Here is a 15,728-nt window from a genome sequence, read left to right as displayed (position 1 = left end):
GTCAGACGGAGACGGCGGCCTTGGCCAGCGCGTCGATGCGGTCGGGGCGGAAGCCCGACCAGTGGTCCTCGCCGGCGACGACGACGGGGGCCTGGACGTAGCCGAGGGAGCGGACCAGCGCGAGCGCGTCGGCGTCGACGGTCACGTCGACGACCTCGTAGGCCAGGCCCTTGCGGTCCAGCGCGCGGTAGGTCGCCTTGCACTGCACGCAGGACGGCGTGCTGTAGACGGTGATGCTCATCGGGTGTTCCTTCTTCCCTCGGGTCCTGTCGTCGGGGTCAGCGCCACCGGTGCGTCGAGGTGAGGCATCGGCACGGAGTCCCGTCCTGCTGGAGTGCTCTGAACACTACCCCTAGGGGGCCGTGTGGAAAACCGGCACAAGATGGTGTGTGACAAGGATGTGATTCGCCGTGGGGCGGCGATCGGTGCAGCGGCGCGGGCCGCAAGCCGCTGACCTGCGACGACACCCCCGCACCACCCGTTCGGCGGCCACCCGTAGTCAGCAGAGGCATACGCAGCGTGTTCGGCGTGTCGTGTCGCCTCGGCGTGTCCTCCACAGGGACCCGCCGGTCGGTCCCCAGCTCGTCCACACACTCCTCCACAACACCTGGGGGTCCGGGCCTACTCCCACCCCCACATGTCGCGTCGCCCCGCGACCCGGGGCGGTGGCGCGGGGACCGCCGGCCGCCGGGTCAGGCGGGGACGCTGACGTCGAAGACGAGGACGTCGGCCAGCAGCGGGCCGACGAACTCCTTGAAGCGGGCGTGCTCGGGGTCGTGGTGGGCGGGGTCGGGGGCGACGGGGTCGCCGACGTAGTAGTTCCGGTCGCCCTCGGAGGCGAACGTGACGACGATCCCGTGCTCGAACCCGCCGCCGGCGCCCTCGGGGCTGGTCTGCTCCCCCGCCTCGAGGGAGACGACGTACGGCTCGCCGTCGCGCGGGGAGGCGGCCAGGGCGCGGAACCGGGTCAGCACCTCCTGCCGCTGCTCGGCGCCGACCTCGTCGCGGTAGCGGAACAGGACGACGTGCCGGACCAGGCCGGGGCGGAAACCGCGGGCCGTGATCGTGGCGACGTCGAGCTCGGGGGCGTGGGGTTCGGGCACGGGGGCATGCTGCCAGCGCGGGGTGCGGTCCGCGCGTGCGGCGGGATCGCTCAGGCCAGGTAGCCGGGGAGGTCCTCGGCCAGGGTCGGCCCGGTCGGGTGCCAGTCGAGCAGCGCCCGGGTCCTGTCGCTGGACGCGGCGGCGGGGAGCCCGAGGAAGTACCCGATCCAGCCGATCTCCTCGGTCGCCCGGGCGGGGTCGACGGGCTCCACCGGCAGGCCGAGCCCCTCGCCGATGGCGGTGGCGATGTCCCGGGTCCGGACGCCCTCCTCGGCGACGACGTGCAGCCGGGTCCCGGCGGGGGCGCTCTCGACGGCGAGCCGGACGGCGCGGGCGGCGTCGGTGACGTGCACGGCCGCCCACCGGTTCGTCCCGTCCCCGACGTACCGGGACCGTCCCGCGGCACGGGCGGCGGCGACGAGGGCGGCGATGAAGCCGTGGTCCCCGGTGCCGTGCACGGTGGGGGCGAAGCGGGCAGCGATGGCCCGCACCCCGCGGTCGGCGTGGTCGAGGGCGAGGCGTTCGGACCCGCCGCGGAGGGAGTCCGGGCCGACGGCGGGGTTCACGTCGTCCTCGGTGAGCAGGCGGCCGTCGCCGAGGCCGGCCAGGCCGCCGGCCACCAGGAGCGGGCGGTCGGAACCGACGAGCTCGGCGGCGATGGTCTGCACCGCAGCACGTTCGGCCGCGTTGGAGACGGCCGGGTCGGTGAAGTCGTGCTTGTTGGCGAGGTGGACGGTGCCGTCGGTGGAGCGGGCGCCCTCGCGCAGGGAGCCCAGGTCGTCGAGGTCGCCGCGCAGGACGTCCGCCCCGCGGGCCCGCAGGGCGGCGGCCGAGGCGTCCGAGCGGGCGAGGCCGAGGACCTCGTGGCCGGCGGCGAGGAACTCCTGGACCGCGTGGGAACCGATCCAGCCGGACGCACCGGTGATGAAGACGCGCACGGGAACCTCCTGAGGTGTGATGTCGTGGTGTGACATCACCCTAGACCCTGATGTCAGGATCTGTCATCGCCTAGGGTGGGGCCATGGCGCGATGGGCACCCGGGTCCGGTGAGCGGCTGCAGGCCGCCGCCCTGGAGCTGTTCGACGAGCAGGGCTACGACCGGACCACCGTCTCCCAGATCGCCCAGCGCGCCGGCGTGACCGACCGCACCTTCTTCCGCCACTTCGCCGACAAGCGCGAAGCCCTGTTCGCCGGCAGCGAGCGCCTCCAGGCGGTGTTCACCGACGCCGTCGCGCACTCCCCCGCCACCGACCCCCTGGGACTGGCCGCCGACGCCCTGCGGGCCGCGGCCGGGTTCTTCCCCGCCGACCGCCGGCCCTGGGCGCGCCGCCGGGCGGCCGTCGTCGAGGCCCACCCCGCGCTCGCCGAGCGCGAGCAGCTGAAGATGGTGGTGCTCGTGAACGCCGTCGCGGCCGCCCTGCGCGAGCGCGGGGTCCCCGAACCCGCCGCGAGCCTGCTGGCCCACTCGACGATCACCGTGTTCCAGGTCGCGTTCGGCACCTGGGTCGCCGACGAGTCCGGCCGCACGCTGGGCGAGGTCCAGCAGGCCACCCTCGCCGCGCTGCGCTCGACCCTGGGCGCGCGACCCCGGGGAGCACCGGGCGGCACAGGGCGCTGAGGGGCCTCAGAGGCGCGCGCGGCGGCCCGTCGAGCGGCGGACGACGAGCTCGGGCTCGAAGACGACCTGCTGCGCGGGGCGGCCCTCGACGTGCGCGAGCAGCAGCTCCACCGCCGTGCGCCCCAGCAGCTCGCGCGGCTGGCGCACCGACGTCAGCGGCACCGGCGCCGTCGCCGCGAACCCGATGTCGTCGTACCCCACGACGGCCAGCTCGTCGGGCACCCGCACCCCGCGCCGGACGCACTCGTTGAGGACGCCCAGGGCCAGCAGGTCGTTCGCGCAGAACACCGCCGTGGGGCGCTCGGCGGGGGGCTGGGACAGGAGCTGGGCCGCGGCCTGCGACCCGGCCCGCACCGACAGGCCGGTCGCGTCCACCACCTGGACGTCCCCGGCCGCGCCCACCGCCTCGCGCACGCCCCGCAGCCGCTCCTCGACCTGCCGCAGCGGCGTCGCGACCCCCACGTAGGCGATGCGGCGGTGCCCCGTCCCCACCAGGTGCTCCCCCGCGAGCCGGCCCCCGAGGACGTCGTCCACGGCCACGGACGACGGCCCGCCCGAGGCCGCGCCCCGGTCCACCAGCACCACCGGGGTGCCGTGGTCGCGCACCTCGGTCAGCGCCGCGCTGGGAGCGTCGTGCACGGGGGTCAGCAGGACGCCGAGGACGCGCTGCTGGTCCAGCCGGCGCAGGTGCCGGGCCTCGCGGTCGGCGGAGTTCGCGCTGTTGCACATGACGACCAGGGCGTCGTGGTCCTCGGCGACGTCCTCGGCCGCGGCGATGACGTCGGTGAAGAACGGGTTGGCGACGTCGAGGACGACCATGGCGATGGTCCGGCTCACCCCGGCCCGCAGCTGCCGGGCGGACTCGTTGCGGACGAAGCCGAGCTCGGCGATCGCGTCCTGCACGCGGGTGCGCAGGGCCTCGGAGACCACCTCGGGCCGGTTCAGCACGTTGCTCACCGTGCCCAGCGACACCCCGGCCCGCCGGGCCACCTCCTTGACGGTCGCCATGCCCCCAATGTCCCAGATCGGTCCGCGCCGGCGGTCGCGCCGTCAGTCGAGGTGGAAGTACTCGACGAGCTGCTCGCGCGGCCGGTCCCCCCCGGCGCCGGCCGGGGCGGGCAGGAAGAAGCGCGACATCGTCGCCTCCCAGCGCGCCGAGACGTCCTCGGCGGCCATCGCGGCCGTGGTGGCGGCGAAGTCGTCGGTCTCGCAGTACCCCACGACGAGACCGTCCTCGGCGCGCAGGAACAGCGAGTAGTTCCGCCAGCCGGTGCGGGTGAGGGCGTCGAGCACCTCGGGCCAGACGTCGGCGTGGACCCGCAGGTACTCGGGGACCAGTTCCGGCCGCAGGTGCAGCAGGAAGCACGCCCGTTCCGCCATCGACGAACCTCCTCGACCGCAGCGCTCTGAGACGATTCAAAGCGCGGGCCGAGTCTGACCCGGGGGCCCGGGTGCGTCAAGGGCGACACCCGTCCGGGTGACGGCACCCCCTCGGGCGATCAAGATCGGTGCCGTGGCCGCCGATCAGCCGGGTGTGAGTGAGACCTTCCGCCTCGTGACCCGCAGCGACTTCGACGGGCTGGTCTGCGCCGTGCTGCTGCGCCAGCTCGACCTCGTCGACGAGATCACCTTCGTGCACCCCAAGGACGTGCAGGACGGGGCGGTGGAGATCACCGACCGCGACATCCTCACGAACCTGCCGTACGACCCGCGCGCGCACCTCGTGTTCGACCACCACCACTCCGAGACGCTGCGCAACGGCGAGCGCCCCAACCACGTCATCGACGCCGACGCGCCGTCGGCCGCGCGCGTGGTGTTCGACCACTACGGCGGCGCGGCGCGCTTCCCGAAGATCTCCGACGAGCTGATGCGCGCGGTGGACCAGGCCGACTCCGCCCAGTACTCCGTCGAGGAGATCCTGCGGCCGGCCGGCTGGACGCTGCTGAACTTCCTCATGGACTCGCGCACCGGCCTGGGCCGCTTCCGCGACTTCCGCATCTCCAACTACCAGCTGATGATGCAGCTCATCGACGCCTGCATCGACTACCAGGACGTCGAGGAAATCCTCGCGCTGCCCGACGTCGCCGAGCGCGTGGAGCTGTTCCACGCCCAGGCCGCGCTGTTCGAGGAGCAGCTGCGGCGGGTCACGACGCTGCACGGCGACGTGGCCGTCCTGGACCTGCGCGAGGAGGAGACGATCCACGCCGGGAACCGGTTCTTCGTCTACGCCCTCTTCCCGCAGGCCCGCGTCTCGATGCACGTCCTGTGGGGGCGGGCCAAGCAGAACACGGTGTTCGCCGTGGGCAAGTCGATCGTGGACCGCACCTCCCCCGTCGACGTGGGCGCGGTGTGCCTGGAGTACGGCGGCGGCGGCCACCTGGCCGCCGGGACCTGCCAGGTGCCCCACGAGGACTCCGAGCGGGTCCTGGGCGAGCTCGTCGCGAAGCTGCGGACGCGCGACTGACGGACCCCTGACCTGCGGCAGGTTTGCCGTGATCCCGATCGCGGTACTGCGGGGGGTGCGGTGGGGTCGGGCGCCTGGAGGGGCGAGCGGAGTGGTGCACACCGCCACGGTGGGGATCAGGGGTGACACTCGATCCACCGGAACGCGCACCCGGCCCCACCGTCCACCGCACCGTCCACCCACGTGGACGCGTCCCACCACGTGGCCGGTGTCTAGACTCCGGCCATGACCACGCGCGAGGACGTGCCGGAGGCCGACGGCGGCCGGGGGCCGGTGAAGTCGGCCGAGCGGACCGTGCGGATCCTGCAGGCGCTGGCGCAGCCGCCGTACGTCCTGACCGTCGCGCAGCTGCAGGAACGCACCGGCTACCCGCGCTCCAGCCTGCACGCCCTGCTGCGCACGCTCGTCGACCTGCACTGGATCGAACCGCCCGCCGCGACCGGCCCCGGCGCCGGCGGGTACGGCATCGGCTCGCAGGCCCTGCTCACCGGCACCGCCTACCTCGACCGCGACGCGGCCCTGCCGCTGGCGCTGTCCACCGTGGAGGCCGTGCGCGACGAGACGCGCCGCACCACCCACGTCGCCCGCCTCGACGGCGCGAACGTCGTCTACCTCGCGACCCGCGACGCCCCCGACGCGCACCGCAACCTCTCCCGCGTGGGCCGGTACCTGCCCGCCTACGCCACCTCCCTGGGCAAGGCGCTGCTCGCCGAGCGGACCGCCGCCGAGCTCGACGCGCTGCTGCCGGCCGGGCCGTTCCCCGCCCTCACCCCCGACACCGTCCCGGACCGGGCGGCGCTGGAGGCCGAGCTCGTGGAGGTCCGCGCCCGCGGCTGGGCCCTCGAACGGGGCCAGAACCTCGCCGGCACCGTCTGCGTCGGCGTCCGCGTGGAGTACCGCATCCCCGCCAGCGACGCCCTCAGCTGCAGCATGCCCGCCGAGGAGGCCACCGACGCCGAGGTCGAGCGCGTCGCCGGGATCCTCACCCGGCACGCGGCGCGGCTGGCCGGGGAGCTGCGGGCCGCCGGCATCCGCTAGCTGCGGCGGGGCACGAACCGGAACAGCCCCCCGGCGGCCAGGACCGCCAGGACCGCCACCCCGCCCGTCGCGGCGGTCAGGCCCGCGGCCCCCGCGAGCGCCCCCACGAGCAGGGGCCCGGACGCGGCCCCGGCGTCGGTGACCAGGCGCCAGGCGCCGAGGAAGACGGCGCGCCCGCCGGGTGGGGCGAGGTCGGCGCCGAGGGTCATGACGAGCCCGGCGCCCATGCTGTTGCCCAGGCCGAGGACGACACCGACGAGCGCCACGGTCCAGGCGGTGTGGGCCAGCGGCAGCAGGAGGTGCCCGGCGGCGAGGACGAGCATGGAGGGGACGCCCACGGCGGCGCGGCCGAGGCGGTCCATGACCGAGCCGGCGGGGTAGAACAGCAGCACGTCGACGGCGCCGGAGAGCCCGGCGACGAGGCTGGTGGTGGTGGCGTCGAGGCCGACGTGGTCGCACCACAGGGGCAGGACGGTCTGGCGGGACTGCCGGACGGCCTGCACGGCGAGCGCGGCGACGCCGAGGGTGGCCAGGACCCGGGCGTGCGAGCGCAGGACGTCGCGCAGGGTGGGTGCGGGGCCGGGGTGCGCCTGGTCGGCGACGTCGGGGTCGGGCAGGGTGAGGACGACGACCGCGGCGAGGGCGACGGCCGCGACCGCGACCGCGTAGGGGCCGCGGACGTCCCAGGCGGCGCTGCCCGCGGCGCCGAGGAACGGGCCGGCGAAGGCGCCGAGGCGGCCGACGCCGCCGAGGGTGGACAACGCCCGGGCCCGCAGGTGCGGGGGTGCGGCGGCGGTGAGGAACGACTGCCGGGCCAGGCTCCAGGCGGCCGCGGCGAGGCCCAGGGCGAGGACGCACAGGGACAGGACGGTCTCGTCGGGGGCGGACGCCGCCCCGGCCAGGGCGGCGGCGCTGACGACGGCGGAGACGAGCATCGCGCCGCGCTCGCCGACCCGGGCGACGAGGGCCCCGGCGGGCAGCGCCCCGGCGACCTGGCCGACGCCGAGGAGGGCGACGACGAACGCGGACACCGCGACGGAGGCGCCGAGGTCGCGGGCGGTCAGGGGCAGGACGGGCAGGACCGCGCCCTGGGCGGTGCTGAACAGGGCGGCGGGGGCGTAGACGGCCAGCAGGGGGCGCCACCCGCCGAACGGGGGCCCGGCGGCGTCGGTGGGCGCCCTCACCGGTGGGCGCGGCGGGGGATCTGCGTGGCGAGCTTGCCGCCGGAGACGTCCAGCAGCGTCCCGGTGATGTAGCCGGCGGCGTCGCTGGCGAGGAACACGAGGAGGTCGGCGATGTCGTCGGCGCTGCCCCAGCGCCGCAGCGACAGGGTGTCGAGCAGTTCGTCGGCCTCCTCGGCGGGCAGGTCGGCGAAACCGTTCATGGCGGTCGGGACCATGCCGGGGGCGTAGGCGTTGACGGTGATGTCGTGCGGGCCGAGCTCGGAGGCCAGGACGCGGGTGAACTGCACGACGGCGGCCTTGGAGGCGGCGTAGGCGGCGCTGCCGACGCTGGGGACGATCGCGGCGAACGAGGCGGCGTTGAGGATGCGGCCGCGGCGGCGGGGCTTCATGACCTCGGCGACGGCCTGGCTGACGAGGAACACCCCGCCGACGTTGACGTCCAGGCACTGCCGGAACCGTTCCCAGGTGAGGTCGGCGACGCGCCCGTCGACGTTGATCCCGGCGTTGTTGACGAGGACGTCGACGGTCCCGAACTCCCCGACCACGCGGTCGACGGCGGCCTGGACGGAGGCGGGGTCGGTGACGTCGCAGTCGACCCGCAGGACCCCCGGTTCGGCGGGGTCCTCGAACGCGCGGTCGAACCCGGCGACGCGGGCGCCCTCGGCGGCGAAGCGGCGGGCGAGGGTGCGGCCGATCCCGCGGCCCGCCCCGGTGACGACGACGACGCGGTCGGACAGGTCGAGGTGCACGGGGTCCCCCCTCAATGAACATACTATTGAGGTCCGAACCTACGACCCGAGGAGCCGACGTGCAACGAGTGCTGTGGATCACCGGGGCCGGGTCGGGGATGGGGCAGGCCGTCGCCCGGTCCGCGTCCCACGCCGGCTGGACCGTCGTCCTGTCCGGCCGGCGGCCGGAAGCGTTGCGGGACACCGCGTCCTCCCTGCCCGGCCCCGTCCTCGAACTGCCCCTCGACGTCCGCGACGGCGACGCCGTCCGCGCCGCCCGCGCCCGCGTCGTCGCCGAGTTCGGCCGCATCGACGCGCTCGTGCTCGCCGCCGGCCGCAACACCCCCCGGCGGCAGTGGGACGACCAGGACGTCGAGGAGTTCCACGACGTCGTGGCCGTCAACCTCGGCGCCGTCGTCACCGTCCTCGACGCCGCCCTGCCGGACCTGCGCGAACGCTCCGGCGTCGCCGTCGTCATCTCCTCCTACGCCGGGTGGGCGTTCCACCCCAACGCCGGGATCGCCTACTCCGCCAGCAAGAGCGCCCTGTCCTCGGTGGTGCGGACCCTGAACTCCGGCGAGGCCGCGCACGGCGTCCGCGCCACCCACCTGTGCCCCGGCGACGTCGACACCGACTTCCTCGACCAGCGGCCGCAGGTCCCCGACGCCACCGCCCGCGGGCGCATGCTCACCGCCGACGACGTCGCCCGCACCGTGCAATTCGTCCTGGACTCCCCCGCGCACGTCCGCATCGACGAACTCGTCGTCTCCCCGGTCACCCCCGCCTCGCGGCGGTGAGGAGCCCCGCGTTCCGGCGCGTCCTCGACGAGATCGGCGCGGCCGTCGTCGACGGCGAGTTCGCCGAGGGTTCCCGGACGTCCGTGGAGGCGCTCGTCGACCGGACGCTGGCCTCCCGCAGCATCGTGCGGGAGGCCACCCGCGTCCTGGCCTCCCTCGGCCTGCTGTCGGCGTCCCCGCGCGTCGGGCTCGTCGTGCAGCCGGCGAGCGCGTGGAACCTGCTGGACCCACAGGTCGTCCGCTGGCGGCTCGCCGGGCCGGGCCGCGAGCAGCAGCTGCGGGAACTGCGGGAACTGCGGGCCGCGCTCGAACCCGCCGCGGCGCGGGCCGCCGCCACCCGCGCCACCCCGGCGGCCCGGGCCCGGCTGCGGGAACTGGCCCACCGGCTCGCCCCCACCGCGGCGTTCGCCGACCTGGACGCCGAGCTGCACGACCTGGTCCTGCGGTCCTCCGGCAACGCCCTGTTCGTGCACCTCGCGAACGTCGTCGCGCTCGCCGTCCACGACCGCGCCGGCGTCGACCCCGTCCCCCACGACGTCCGGCTGCACGCCGCCCTGGCCCGCGCCGTCGCCGACGCCGACGCCGACGCCGCCGACGCGGCGGTCCGGGAGATCGTCGCGCGGACTCAGCCCAGCGAGTCGACCACCGTGATCAGCGGGGCGTAGAGGCGCATCGCGTCCAGCGCCCGGACGTGGTCGGCCTCGCTCGCCCCCGCGCACGCGTCCGCGACGACCGTGACGGCGACCCCCGCGTCCGCGGCCGCCAGCGCCGTCGACAGCACGCAGCAGTCGGTCGAGACCCCGCCCAGGACGATCGGGGCCCCACCGGTGACGGCCGCCAGCTCCGGCCCCCACTTGCCGAACGTCGGCGCCGTCACGACCGGCCGGCCCGGCGCGGCGAACCCGTCGACGAGCCCGTACAGCGGGTCGCCGTCCGGGACCCGCGCGAACGCGAACTCCTCGTAGTACGGCACCCACGCCCCCCGCGGCTGCGCCGGCGCCACGAAGCGGGTCAGGACGACGTTCGGCGCGAACCGCTCCACCAGCCGCGCGCACCCGGCGGCCGCGCCCGCGAAACCCGGGGCGGCCCACGGGCTGTCCGGGGAGGCGAAGACGTGCTGCAGGTCGATCAGGACGAGCCACGGCGTCTGGGTCACGGCCGCGACGCTACCTGCGGCAGAGTCCTCCCGTGAGCACTCGTCAACTGATCTCCAGCGGCGCCGCCTGGGAAGCCGTCGTGGGGTACTCCCGCGCCGTCCGCGTCGGCGACCACGTCAGCGTGGCGGGCACCACCGCCGCCGGGCCCGACGGACCCGTCGGCGGCGACGACGTCGCCGAGCAGACCCGCGCCTGCCTCGTGAGGATCCGGGCCGCGCTGCTCGAAGCCGGCGCCACCCTGGAGGACATCGTGCGGACCCGCATGTTCGTCACCGACATCTCCCGCTGGGAGGAGGTCGGCCGCGTGCACGGCGAGTTCCTCGGGCACGTGCGCCCCGCCGCCACGATGGTCGAGGTGAGCCGCCTCATCGAACCCGGCCTGCTCGTCGAGGTCGAGGCCGACGCGATCATCGCGCGCTGACTCACCCGCCCACCGGGCGCAGGTGCTCGGCGTCCACCCAGGCCTCCACCAGGACCGGGTCGTCACCGGGCACGACGTACACCACCCGGCCCCGCCAGCCGTGCGGCCCGCGCACCCACGCCACAACTACCCCCGGCCACGGGTCCCCGCCGTCGGTCGCGCGCACCCAGCAGTGCCGCACGGCGGGACGCTCGCCGCGGGCCTGGCGCTCGCGGACCACGTCGTACAGCGGGCGCTGCCCGTCCCTGCGCAGCTGACCACCGGACACCGTCCGAGGATGCCACGGATTCGAACGCCCGTTCGACCGGACGCGGCGCCGCGACGAGCTGCGGTCGTGCCGCAGGACAGCGGCGGCAGTCCCGCACCGGGACACCGGTGACGCCCCCAGCGGTCCCGGTGGTGGCCCCCGCGGGCAGCGGGCACGACTCCCGCAGGAGGCGGCGCACCAGCCCGGTGCGGGCGAGCCGCACCGCGGGAGCCGTCAGCGGCTCACTCGCGCTGCCCCGACTCCACGGTCACGGACGTCACGGTCATCTCGATGGCCGGTGGGAAGCGAGCAGCAAGAGTCACCCACGCACCCCGCGATCCAGCCGAGATCGAGGTGTCCCCGGAGATGCCCCACGACCTACCTGGCGGCTCGGCCTCGTGGTCGGCTGCGGCGTCCGTCCACGTCCGTGACCGGATGCCACGGGCCCGCCGCGCAGGCGCCCCGTTCGCGCTCACTAGCCTGTGGTCGTGGCACTGGCAGCCGTAGTCCTCGACCTGGACGACACCCTCTTCGACCACTCCACTGCAGCGCTGAGCGGGCTGCGCGCCTGGGTACAGTCCCTGGACCGCGACAGCAGCCCCGAACTGGAGGACGCGTGGATCGCCGCGGAGCGGCGGCACTTCCGTTCCTGGCGCGAAGGCGAAATCAGCTTTGACGAGCAGCGCCGACGCCGCCTGCGCGAGATCCTGCCACTGCTGCAGCTACCCGTCGGCGACGACGCCGAACTCGACGCGCTGTTCACCGACGGCTTCCTGCGTGCCTACCAGCAGGCGTGGACGGTCTTCGACGACGTCGAGAAGGCCCTCGACGACCTGCACGCCGCCGGGTTGCGCACCGCGGTCCTGACCAACGGCACCCGCGAGCAGCAGAACGCCAAGATCGAGGCCATCGGGCTGACCGGACGCCTGGGCCCGGTCTTCACCGCTGAGGAGCTGGGTGTCGCCAAACCTCGCCCGCAAGCGTTCCTGCGGGTGTGCGAGCAGCTGGAAGTCGCGCCCGATCAGACCCTCTACGTCGGTGACGACCATGAGGTCGACGTCCTGGGCGCCCGCGCGGCGGGTCTGCGGGCGGTGCACCTGGACCGCACCGCGAGCGGCCCGGAAGAGGAGGAGGCTCGCATCACCTCCCTGCGCGAACTGGCGGTCCACCTCCTCGACGACTCCGAGCGGCCGATCGAGCAGCAGGCCCCGTGATCTTCTGGCCCTCCCCTCCCCACCAGCACCATCGAACCGGAGGAGCTGGGTGAAGCCCGCCGCCGACACCCTGGGCCTGGAGGGCACCTACACCGACCCGGTGTGGAAGATCACCGTGCGCCTGAGCGCGCTCGAACGCCACCTGCTGCGCACCTGGTGGGTGCGCCGCCTGCAGTTCATCGCCCACGCCGGCGCCGCCGCCACGGTGACCACCCAGAGCTACTCCCGCCTGGAACACTCCCTGGGTGTGCTGGCCCTGGTCGCGCACTTCCACCCCGCCGACCAGCTCGCCCGCGCCGCTGCCCTGGTGCACGACATCGGGCACCTGCCTTTCAGTCACACCTTCGAGGGCCTGGCCGGTCTGAACCACCACCACCTGGGCTCGCAGCGCCTCGAAGCGCTGGCGCCCGTCCTCGACCTGCACGGCCTCGACGCCGTGCAGGTCGACGACAGCGCTCAAGGTGCATCACCTGGCCCCCTGACGGCGGCTGCAGGGCTGCTCAGCCTCGACCACCTGGACTCCTTCGTGCGCAGCGCCCGATCCCACGGCCGGCTCGAGGAAGACCCCCGTCAGCTGCTGAACCGACTGCGGCTGCTGGAAGGGGCCGTGAGCACCGACGCCGCCACCGCCGGCCAGCTCGCTGCCCTCGTCATCGCCGAGGTGCGGTCGCAGACCGCGGCCGTCAACGTCCTGGCCACCGCCGTGATGCGGCACTGGGCCGGCCTCGTCCTAGACGATGCTGCACCGCACCAGCGCGCGGCTGTCGCGGCCATGACCGACGACGAGTTCTGGGCGCTGCTGCGCGCCGACGAACGCACGGCGGGCGACGTCGAGCAGTTCCGTCGCAACCCGCAGCAGTGGAGCGTCACCCGGCAGGAGACTGCGACGCCAGCATCCGGGGTCGGGGACTCGCCCGCCGGCATCGCGCACCGCATCGAGCGGCTGTACCTCACCCTCCCGCTCGTGGAGGGTCGGAACACCGGGTGCGCAGCCACCACCTTCGCCGACCTGCCCTCCCCGCCGCTGCACTACGTCATTGCTCGAACCCCGCCTCCGGCCGGCGAACAGTAGGCGAGACCGCACTTCACGGTCATCCTGCGTTGAGCGCGCTGCTCAGGTTGACGCTTCAGGACGTTGCGATCGTCAGTGGCTGCGCCCCCAGGCCTCGAACTGTCTCTGCACCTCGTCGAAGAACGCGGTCTTGGCGCGGGTGTAGTCGTCGTAGTCGGCATCGCCGGCGTGCTCAGCGGCCACGCCGGCTTTGAAGGAGGCGTAGCGGTCACGGGCCTCGGGGTGGGCGCGTAGCCAGTCGCGGAACCAGACGGCGTAGCGGCCCCACGGCGAGGCACTGAGCCGGACGTGCAGGATCGCGGCCTCAGGTCCGTCGATGTCGTGCACGAAGAGCCGCTTGCGCCACACCTCCTCGGGCACCTGCCCGCGCTCGTGCTCGGAGCCGCGGGGGATGTCGCGGTGGACCCCCGGGGAGTCCGGGCGTGAGCCGGTGGTGGGAATGAAGCCGGCAGGGGCCAACGCCTGGTTCAGCAGTTCGGGCTCGGGCAGCTCGCTGACGACGACTTGAAGGTCGATGCAGGCCTTGGCCATCAGGCCAGGCACCGAGGTGGAACCGATGTGCTCGAAGGACTCGCCCACTCCCAGGGGCCTCATCGCCTGTTCCACCGCGGTGAGCAGCTGCGCTGCTCGCCGGGGCCAGGCAGGGTCGTAGGGCTGCAGCACCGCAGGTCCAGGCATGGGTCGGACGGTAGCGAGGAGGAGTGCGCACGGTGTGTCAGCACCAGCGAGTGTCGGTCGTACAGGCGTCCTTCCCGGCGACGAGGGGCCGACCGAGAACCGCACGGTCATCCCGCGGTGCGCGCGGCACACGGTCATCCCGCGTGGTGCGTGGTCTCGAGCTGTCGGCGACGTCCCTGACGTGGTGAAGACCGAGAGAAGAACCACCGTCCGCTCAACCTCGTCGACGCAACGCTCAGGGCACCCCCGTGCGACTCACGCGTCGTCGAGGACCCGGGTGCTCCAATCCGAGCAGTCCACGACCTGCACGCCGGCATCGGTTAGCAGGACCAACGCCCTGCCAGCACCCATCACGGCCACATCACGCGGACGCTCACACGACCGCTCCTCCACAACGACCGCGGCATCGTCGAACCGAACCAACGACGCCTGCCCCGCCCAGGTCTCGCGGATCGTCACCCAGGTCCTGGTCACCGGATCGTGCGCCAGGGGGCGCAGGTGGTCGCCCACCCTCACACGCTCATGACCGTCGAGATCGAGGAGGCGCAAGAACCCGTTGTCCTCGATGGCCAGGTGCTTCCCATCGGTGGCCGCGGACCAGACAGGTCCCAGTCCCGTCGGGATCCGAGGCGCCAGCGGGTCCAGGCACCGATCCAGCAGGCGGCACCAACCGCCGCCCACCGCCAAGGACAGGTCCTCGCTCAGCGCCATCACCTGCAGCACGCCCCGCAGGGAACGCACCTCCTTGCCGGTGGCCGCGTCCAGGACCCGAGTGGGGCCACGGTCGCAGCTGACGGCGACACGACCCCCTGCCAGCGCGGTCAGGACCTGCACGTTGCTGCGGCTGCGGTCCTGCCACAACCGCTCACCGCTCAGGTCATAGCCGCACACCCCGTGGCGGGTGTACGCCCCGGCGACCACCACCGGCCGCTCCCCAGGGACCAGCGCCACCCGACGACCGCCGAAGTCGTAGACCGTCTCGAACGTGGCGCAGCGCGCAGCACGCTCCCGCGACCACACGTGCACGACCCGCTCGAACTCGGCCGTGACCAGCAGGTCTTCCTCCCACAGCGGCACGGCGACCTGACGCAGGTCATTCACCAGCGAGCACCCTCTGTGAGCACTTCGAAGATCATGTCGGACAGTCTGGCCGGCACCTCGGACACCAGCGTCGCATCGAGGTTCGACGCGACGGCCGCCTATCGGGGCGGGCGGAGCCGCGGATGGCGCAGGCACGGCAGGGCTGCGACTTCACGCTTCTGCCGATGACCGAGCTGTCGCGTCCGCGCGATGAGCGCCGCACCGGGCCGTTGCCGTCACGCTGCCCGACGAGGAGCATCAACGCCATGAGCCTGGAAACGTGGTGGCCCCAGCTGCAGCAGGACTCGCGCGACTGGCTGATCGCCCACAACGGGGAGGCGCTCACCCCGTCCGTCGTGCAGAACATCGAGCGGGTGAACGGTCCCGTGCCTGCGCAGGCGTGGTGGGTGGGCGAGGCCGGGCCCGACGGCTTGCAGCTGTCCGACGCAGCCGTCGACTGGATCGAGGGAGCCGCCAACGAGGAGTCCTAGCAGCCGCCCTCGCGTTCCCTCGATGCCGCGGTGGCAGGCCCCCGCCGCTGAGACGGCAGCTGATGCGAGACGTCCGGTCATCCCGCACTCGGCGCGGCGGTGACCTGACCCGAGACGCAGCACGGCCGCCGGGCTCTTCGGCCCGGCGGCCGTGTGGTGGCCGATCCGGCAGTCGCCTCTCGGCGAGAGGCCGCTCGAAGCGGCTGGAGGTGAGGCCCGGGGACGTGCAGCGGAACGGCCACCTTGTACAAGCAGGCGTCGGGCAGCTGCATTCCCGGTGTCACCGTGTCACCGTGTCCCCGCGCAGCCCGCCAGGCGCACGGTCGTCCCGCCCCGCGGGCGACGTCGCGGTCAGGGCGCCCTCCGGGCGACGTCACGGTCGTGGGGACCTCGGCGTACGACCGGGACGCGCCACGCAGGTGCTCTCGACGGCCGG

20 protein-coding genes are annotated in these 15,728 nt (G+C 74.1%); 9 read left to right on the top strand and 11 right to left on the bottom strand.

What is annotated here, in order from left to right; translation table 11 throughout:
* Window position 1: 1 nt before the first annotated feature.
* The 3 genes from nrdH to ACRYM6_RS11090 all read right to left on the bottom strand — a co-directional run bounded on the left by nrdH (window position 2) and on the right by ACRYM6_RS11090 (window position 2,041).
* Entirely contained in the window at window positions 2-241 is a 240-nt protein-coding gene (gene nrdH / locus ACRYM6_RS11100; protein ID WP_179750297.1) for a glutaredoxin-like protein NrdH, read from the bottom strand.
* Between the two features lie 451 nt (window positions 242-692).
* Window positions 693-1,103, bottom strand: coding sequence for a Dabb family protein (locus ACRYM6_RS11095; protein ID WP_432542932.1), 411 nt, complete (start codon window positions 1,101-1,103; stop codon window positions 693-695).
* Between the two features lie 50 nt (window positions 1,104-1,153).
* Window positions 1,154-2,041 carry an SDR family oxidoreductase gene (locus ACRYM6_RS11090; protein ID WP_432542931.1) on the bottom strand — a complete coding sequence of 296 codons (888 nt, stop codon included), beginning with the start codon at window positions 2,039-2,041 and terminating at the stop codon, window positions 1,154-1,156.
* A gap of 83 nt (window positions 2,042-2,124) precedes the next feature.
* On the opposite strand from ACRYM6_RS11090, the gene ACRYM6_RS11085 reads away from it, so the two are divergent.
* A complete protein-coding gene (locus ACRYM6_RS11085; RefSeq protein ID WP_432542930.1) occupies window positions 2,125-2,721 on the top strand; it encodes a TetR/AcrR family transcriptional regulator in 597 nt (198 codons plus the stop codon).
* 6 nt (window positions 2,722-2,727) lie between these two features.
* On the opposite strand, the gene ACRYM6_RS11080 is transcribed toward ACRYM6_RS11085, so the two are convergent.
* Both ACRYM6_RS11080 and ACRYM6_RS11075 read right to left on the bottom strand, forming a co-directional pair.
* Entirely contained in the window at window positions 2,728-3,729 is a 1,002-nt protein-coding gene (locus tag ACRYM6_RS11080; RefSeq protein WP_432542929.1) for a LacI family DNA-binding transcriptional regulator, read from the bottom strand.
* Window positions 3,730-3,771: 42 nt separating this feature from the next.
* Window positions 3,772-4,101 (bottom strand): L-rhamnose mutarotase, encoded by a 330-nt coding sequence (locus ACRYM6_RS11075; protein WP_432542928.1) that lies wholly within the window; start codon window positions 4,099-4,101, stop codon window positions 3,772-3,774.
* A 154-nt stretch (window positions 4,102-4,255) separates the two neighbouring features.
* On the opposite strand from ACRYM6_RS11075, the gene ACRYM6_RS11070 reads away from it, so the two are divergent.
* The gene (locus ACRYM6_RS11070; RefSeq protein ID WP_432542927.1) at window positions 4,256-5,185 is read left to right on the top strand and encodes a DHH family phosphoesterase; all 930 of its coding nucleotides are present in this window, start codon (window positions 4,256-4,258) and stop codon (window positions 5,183-5,185) included.
* Window positions 5,186-5,410: 225 nt separating this feature from the next.
* The gene (locus ACRYM6_RS11065; protein ID WP_432542926.1) at window positions 5,411-6,223 is read left to right on the top strand and encodes an IclR family transcriptional regulator; all 813 of its coding nucleotides are present in this window, start codon (window positions 5,411-5,413) and stop codon (window positions 6,221-6,223) included.
* On the opposite strand, the gene ACRYM6_RS11060 is transcribed toward ACRYM6_RS11065, so the two are convergent.
* Both ACRYM6_RS11060 and ACRYM6_RS11055 read right to left on the bottom strand, forming a co-directional pair.
* On the bottom strand, window positions 6,220-7,407 hold the full coding sequence (locus ACRYM6_RS11060; protein WP_432542925.1) for an MFS transporter: 1,188 nt from the start codon (window positions 7,405-7,407) through the stop codon (window positions 6,220-6,222). The two genes, ACRYM6_RS11065 and ACRYM6_RS11060, sit on opposite strands and share 4 nt — an antisense overlap.
* Window positions 7,404-8,156 carry an SDR family NAD(P)-dependent oxidoreductase gene (locus ACRYM6_RS11055; protein WP_432542924.1) on the bottom strand — a complete coding sequence of 251 codons (753 nt, stop codon included), beginning with the start codon at window positions 8,154-8,156 and terminating at the stop codon, window positions 7,404-7,406. The genes ACRYM6_RS11060 and ACRYM6_RS11055 overlap by 4 nt, the downstream gene beginning before the upstream one ends.
* A 59-nt stretch (window positions 8,157-8,215) precedes the next feature.
* Between ACRYM6_RS11055 and ACRYM6_RS11050 the strand changes: the two genes are divergently transcribed.
* Window positions 8,216-8,932: an SDR family oxidoreductase gene (locus ACRYM6_RS11050; RefSeq protein WP_432542923.1), complete on the top strand. Its 717-nt coding sequence runs from the start codon at window positions 8,216-8,218 to the stop codon at window positions 8,930-8,932.
* Window positions 8,929-9,597: a FadR/GntR family transcriptional regulator gene (locus ACRYM6_RS11045; RefSeq protein ID WP_432542922.1), complete on the top strand. Its 669-nt coding sequence runs from the start codon at window positions 8,929-8,931 to the stop codon at window positions 9,595-9,597. The genes ACRYM6_RS11050 and ACRYM6_RS11045 overlap by 4 nt, the downstream gene beginning before the upstream one ends.
* On the opposite strand, the gene ACRYM6_RS11040 is transcribed toward ACRYM6_RS11045, so the two are convergent.
* A complete protein-coding gene (locus ACRYM6_RS11040) occupies window positions 9,558-10,088 on the bottom strand; it encodes an isochorismatase family protein (protein ID WP_432542921.1) in 531 nt (176 codons plus the stop codon). The genes ACRYM6_RS11045 and ACRYM6_RS11040 overlap by 40 nt on opposite strands.
* 32 nt (window positions 10,089-10,120) lie before the next feature.
* Here ACRYM6_RS11040 and ACRYM6_RS11035 point away from each other — a divergent pair, with 32 nt between their 5' ends.
* Entirely contained in the window at window positions 10,121-10,510 is a 390-nt protein-coding gene (locus tag ACRYM6_RS11035; RefSeq protein WP_432542920.1) for a RidA family protein, read from the top strand.
* 1 nt (window position 10,511) lies between these two features.
* On the opposite strand, the gene ACRYM6_RS11030 is transcribed toward ACRYM6_RS11035, so the two are convergent.
* A complete protein-coding gene (locus ACRYM6_RS11030) occupies window positions 10,512-10,778 on the bottom strand; it encodes a hypothetical protein (RefSeq protein ID WP_432542919.1) in 267 nt (88 codons plus the stop codon).
* 467 nt (window positions 10,779-11,245) lie between these two features.
* On the opposite strand from ACRYM6_RS11030, the gene ACRYM6_RS11025 reads away from it, so the two are divergent.
* Window positions 11,246-11,971, top strand: coding sequence for an HAD family hydrolase (locus ACRYM6_RS11025; RefSeq protein WP_432542918.1), 726 nt, complete (start codon window positions 11,246-11,248; stop codon window positions 11,969-11,971).
* A gap of 49 nt (window positions 11,972-12,020) precedes the next feature.
* The gene (locus tag ACRYM6_RS11020; protein WP_432542917.1) at window positions 12,021-13,043 is read left to right on the top strand and encodes an HD domain-containing protein; all 1,023 of its coding nucleotides are present in this window, start codon (window positions 12,021-12,023) and stop codon (window positions 13,041-13,043) included.
* Window positions 13,044-13,115: 72 nt separating this feature from the next.
* Here ACRYM6_RS11020 and ACRYM6_RS11015 read toward each other — a convergent pair whose 3' ends face one another.
* Together ACRYM6_RS11015 and ACRYM6_RS11010 are read right to left on the bottom strand one after the other, a co-directional pair.
* Window positions 13,116-13,706, bottom strand: coding sequence for a GrpB family protein (locus ACRYM6_RS11015; RefSeq protein WP_432542916.1), 591 nt, complete (start codon window positions 13,704-13,706; stop codon window positions 13,116-13,118).
* Between the two features lie 270 nt (window positions 13,707-13,976).
* Window positions 13,977-14,822, bottom strand: coding sequence for a WD40 repeat domain-containing protein (locus tag ACRYM6_RS11010; RefSeq protein ID WP_432542915.1), 846 nt, complete (start codon window positions 14,820-14,822; stop codon window positions 13,977-13,979).
* Between the two features lie 245 nt (window positions 14,823-15,067).
* Here ACRYM6_RS11010 and ACRYM6_RS11005 point away from each other — a divergent pair, with 245 nt between their 5' ends.
* The gene (locus ACRYM6_RS11005) at window positions 15,068-15,292 is read left to right on the top strand and encodes a hypothetical protein (protein WP_432542914.1); all 225 of its coding nucleotides are present in this window, start codon (window positions 15,068-15,070) and stop codon (window positions 15,290-15,292) included.
* The last annotated feature ends 436 nt before the right edge of the window (window positions 15,293-15,728 follow it).

Source organism: Kineococcus rugosus, from assembly GCF_050871975.1.
Taxonomy (GTDB): domain Bacteria; phylum Actinomycetota; class Actinomycetes; order Actinomycetales; family Kineococcaceae; genus Kineococcus.
This window is presented reverse-complemented; position numbering and strand designations above follow the sequence as displayed.

Coding starts and splice junctions, on each gene's coding strand:
- ACRYM6_RS11005 (WP_432542914.1), top strand. CDS start 15,068: ATGAGCCTGGAAACGTGGTGGCCCCAGCTGCAGCAGGACTCGCGCGAC.
- ACRYM6_RS11065 (WP_432542926.1), top strand. CDS start 5,411: ATGACCACGCGCGAGGACGTGCCGGAGGCCGACGGCGGCCGGGGGCCG.
- ACRYM6_RS11080 (WP_432542929.1), bottom strand. CDS start 3,729: ATGGCGACCGTCAAGGAGGTGGCCCGGCGGGCCGGGGTGTCGCTGGGC.
- ACRYM6_RS11075 (WP_432542928.1), bottom strand. CDS start 4,101: ATGGCGGAACGGGCGTGCTTCCTGCTGCACCTGCGGCCGGAACTGGTC.
- nrdH (WP_179750297.1), bottom strand. CDS start 241: ATGAGCATCACCGTCTACAGCACGCCGTCCTGCGTGCAGTGCAAGGCG.
- ACRYM6_RS11085 (WP_432542930.1), top strand. CDS start 2,125: ATGGCGCGATGGGCACCCGGGTCCGGTGAGCGGCTGCAGGCCGCCGCC.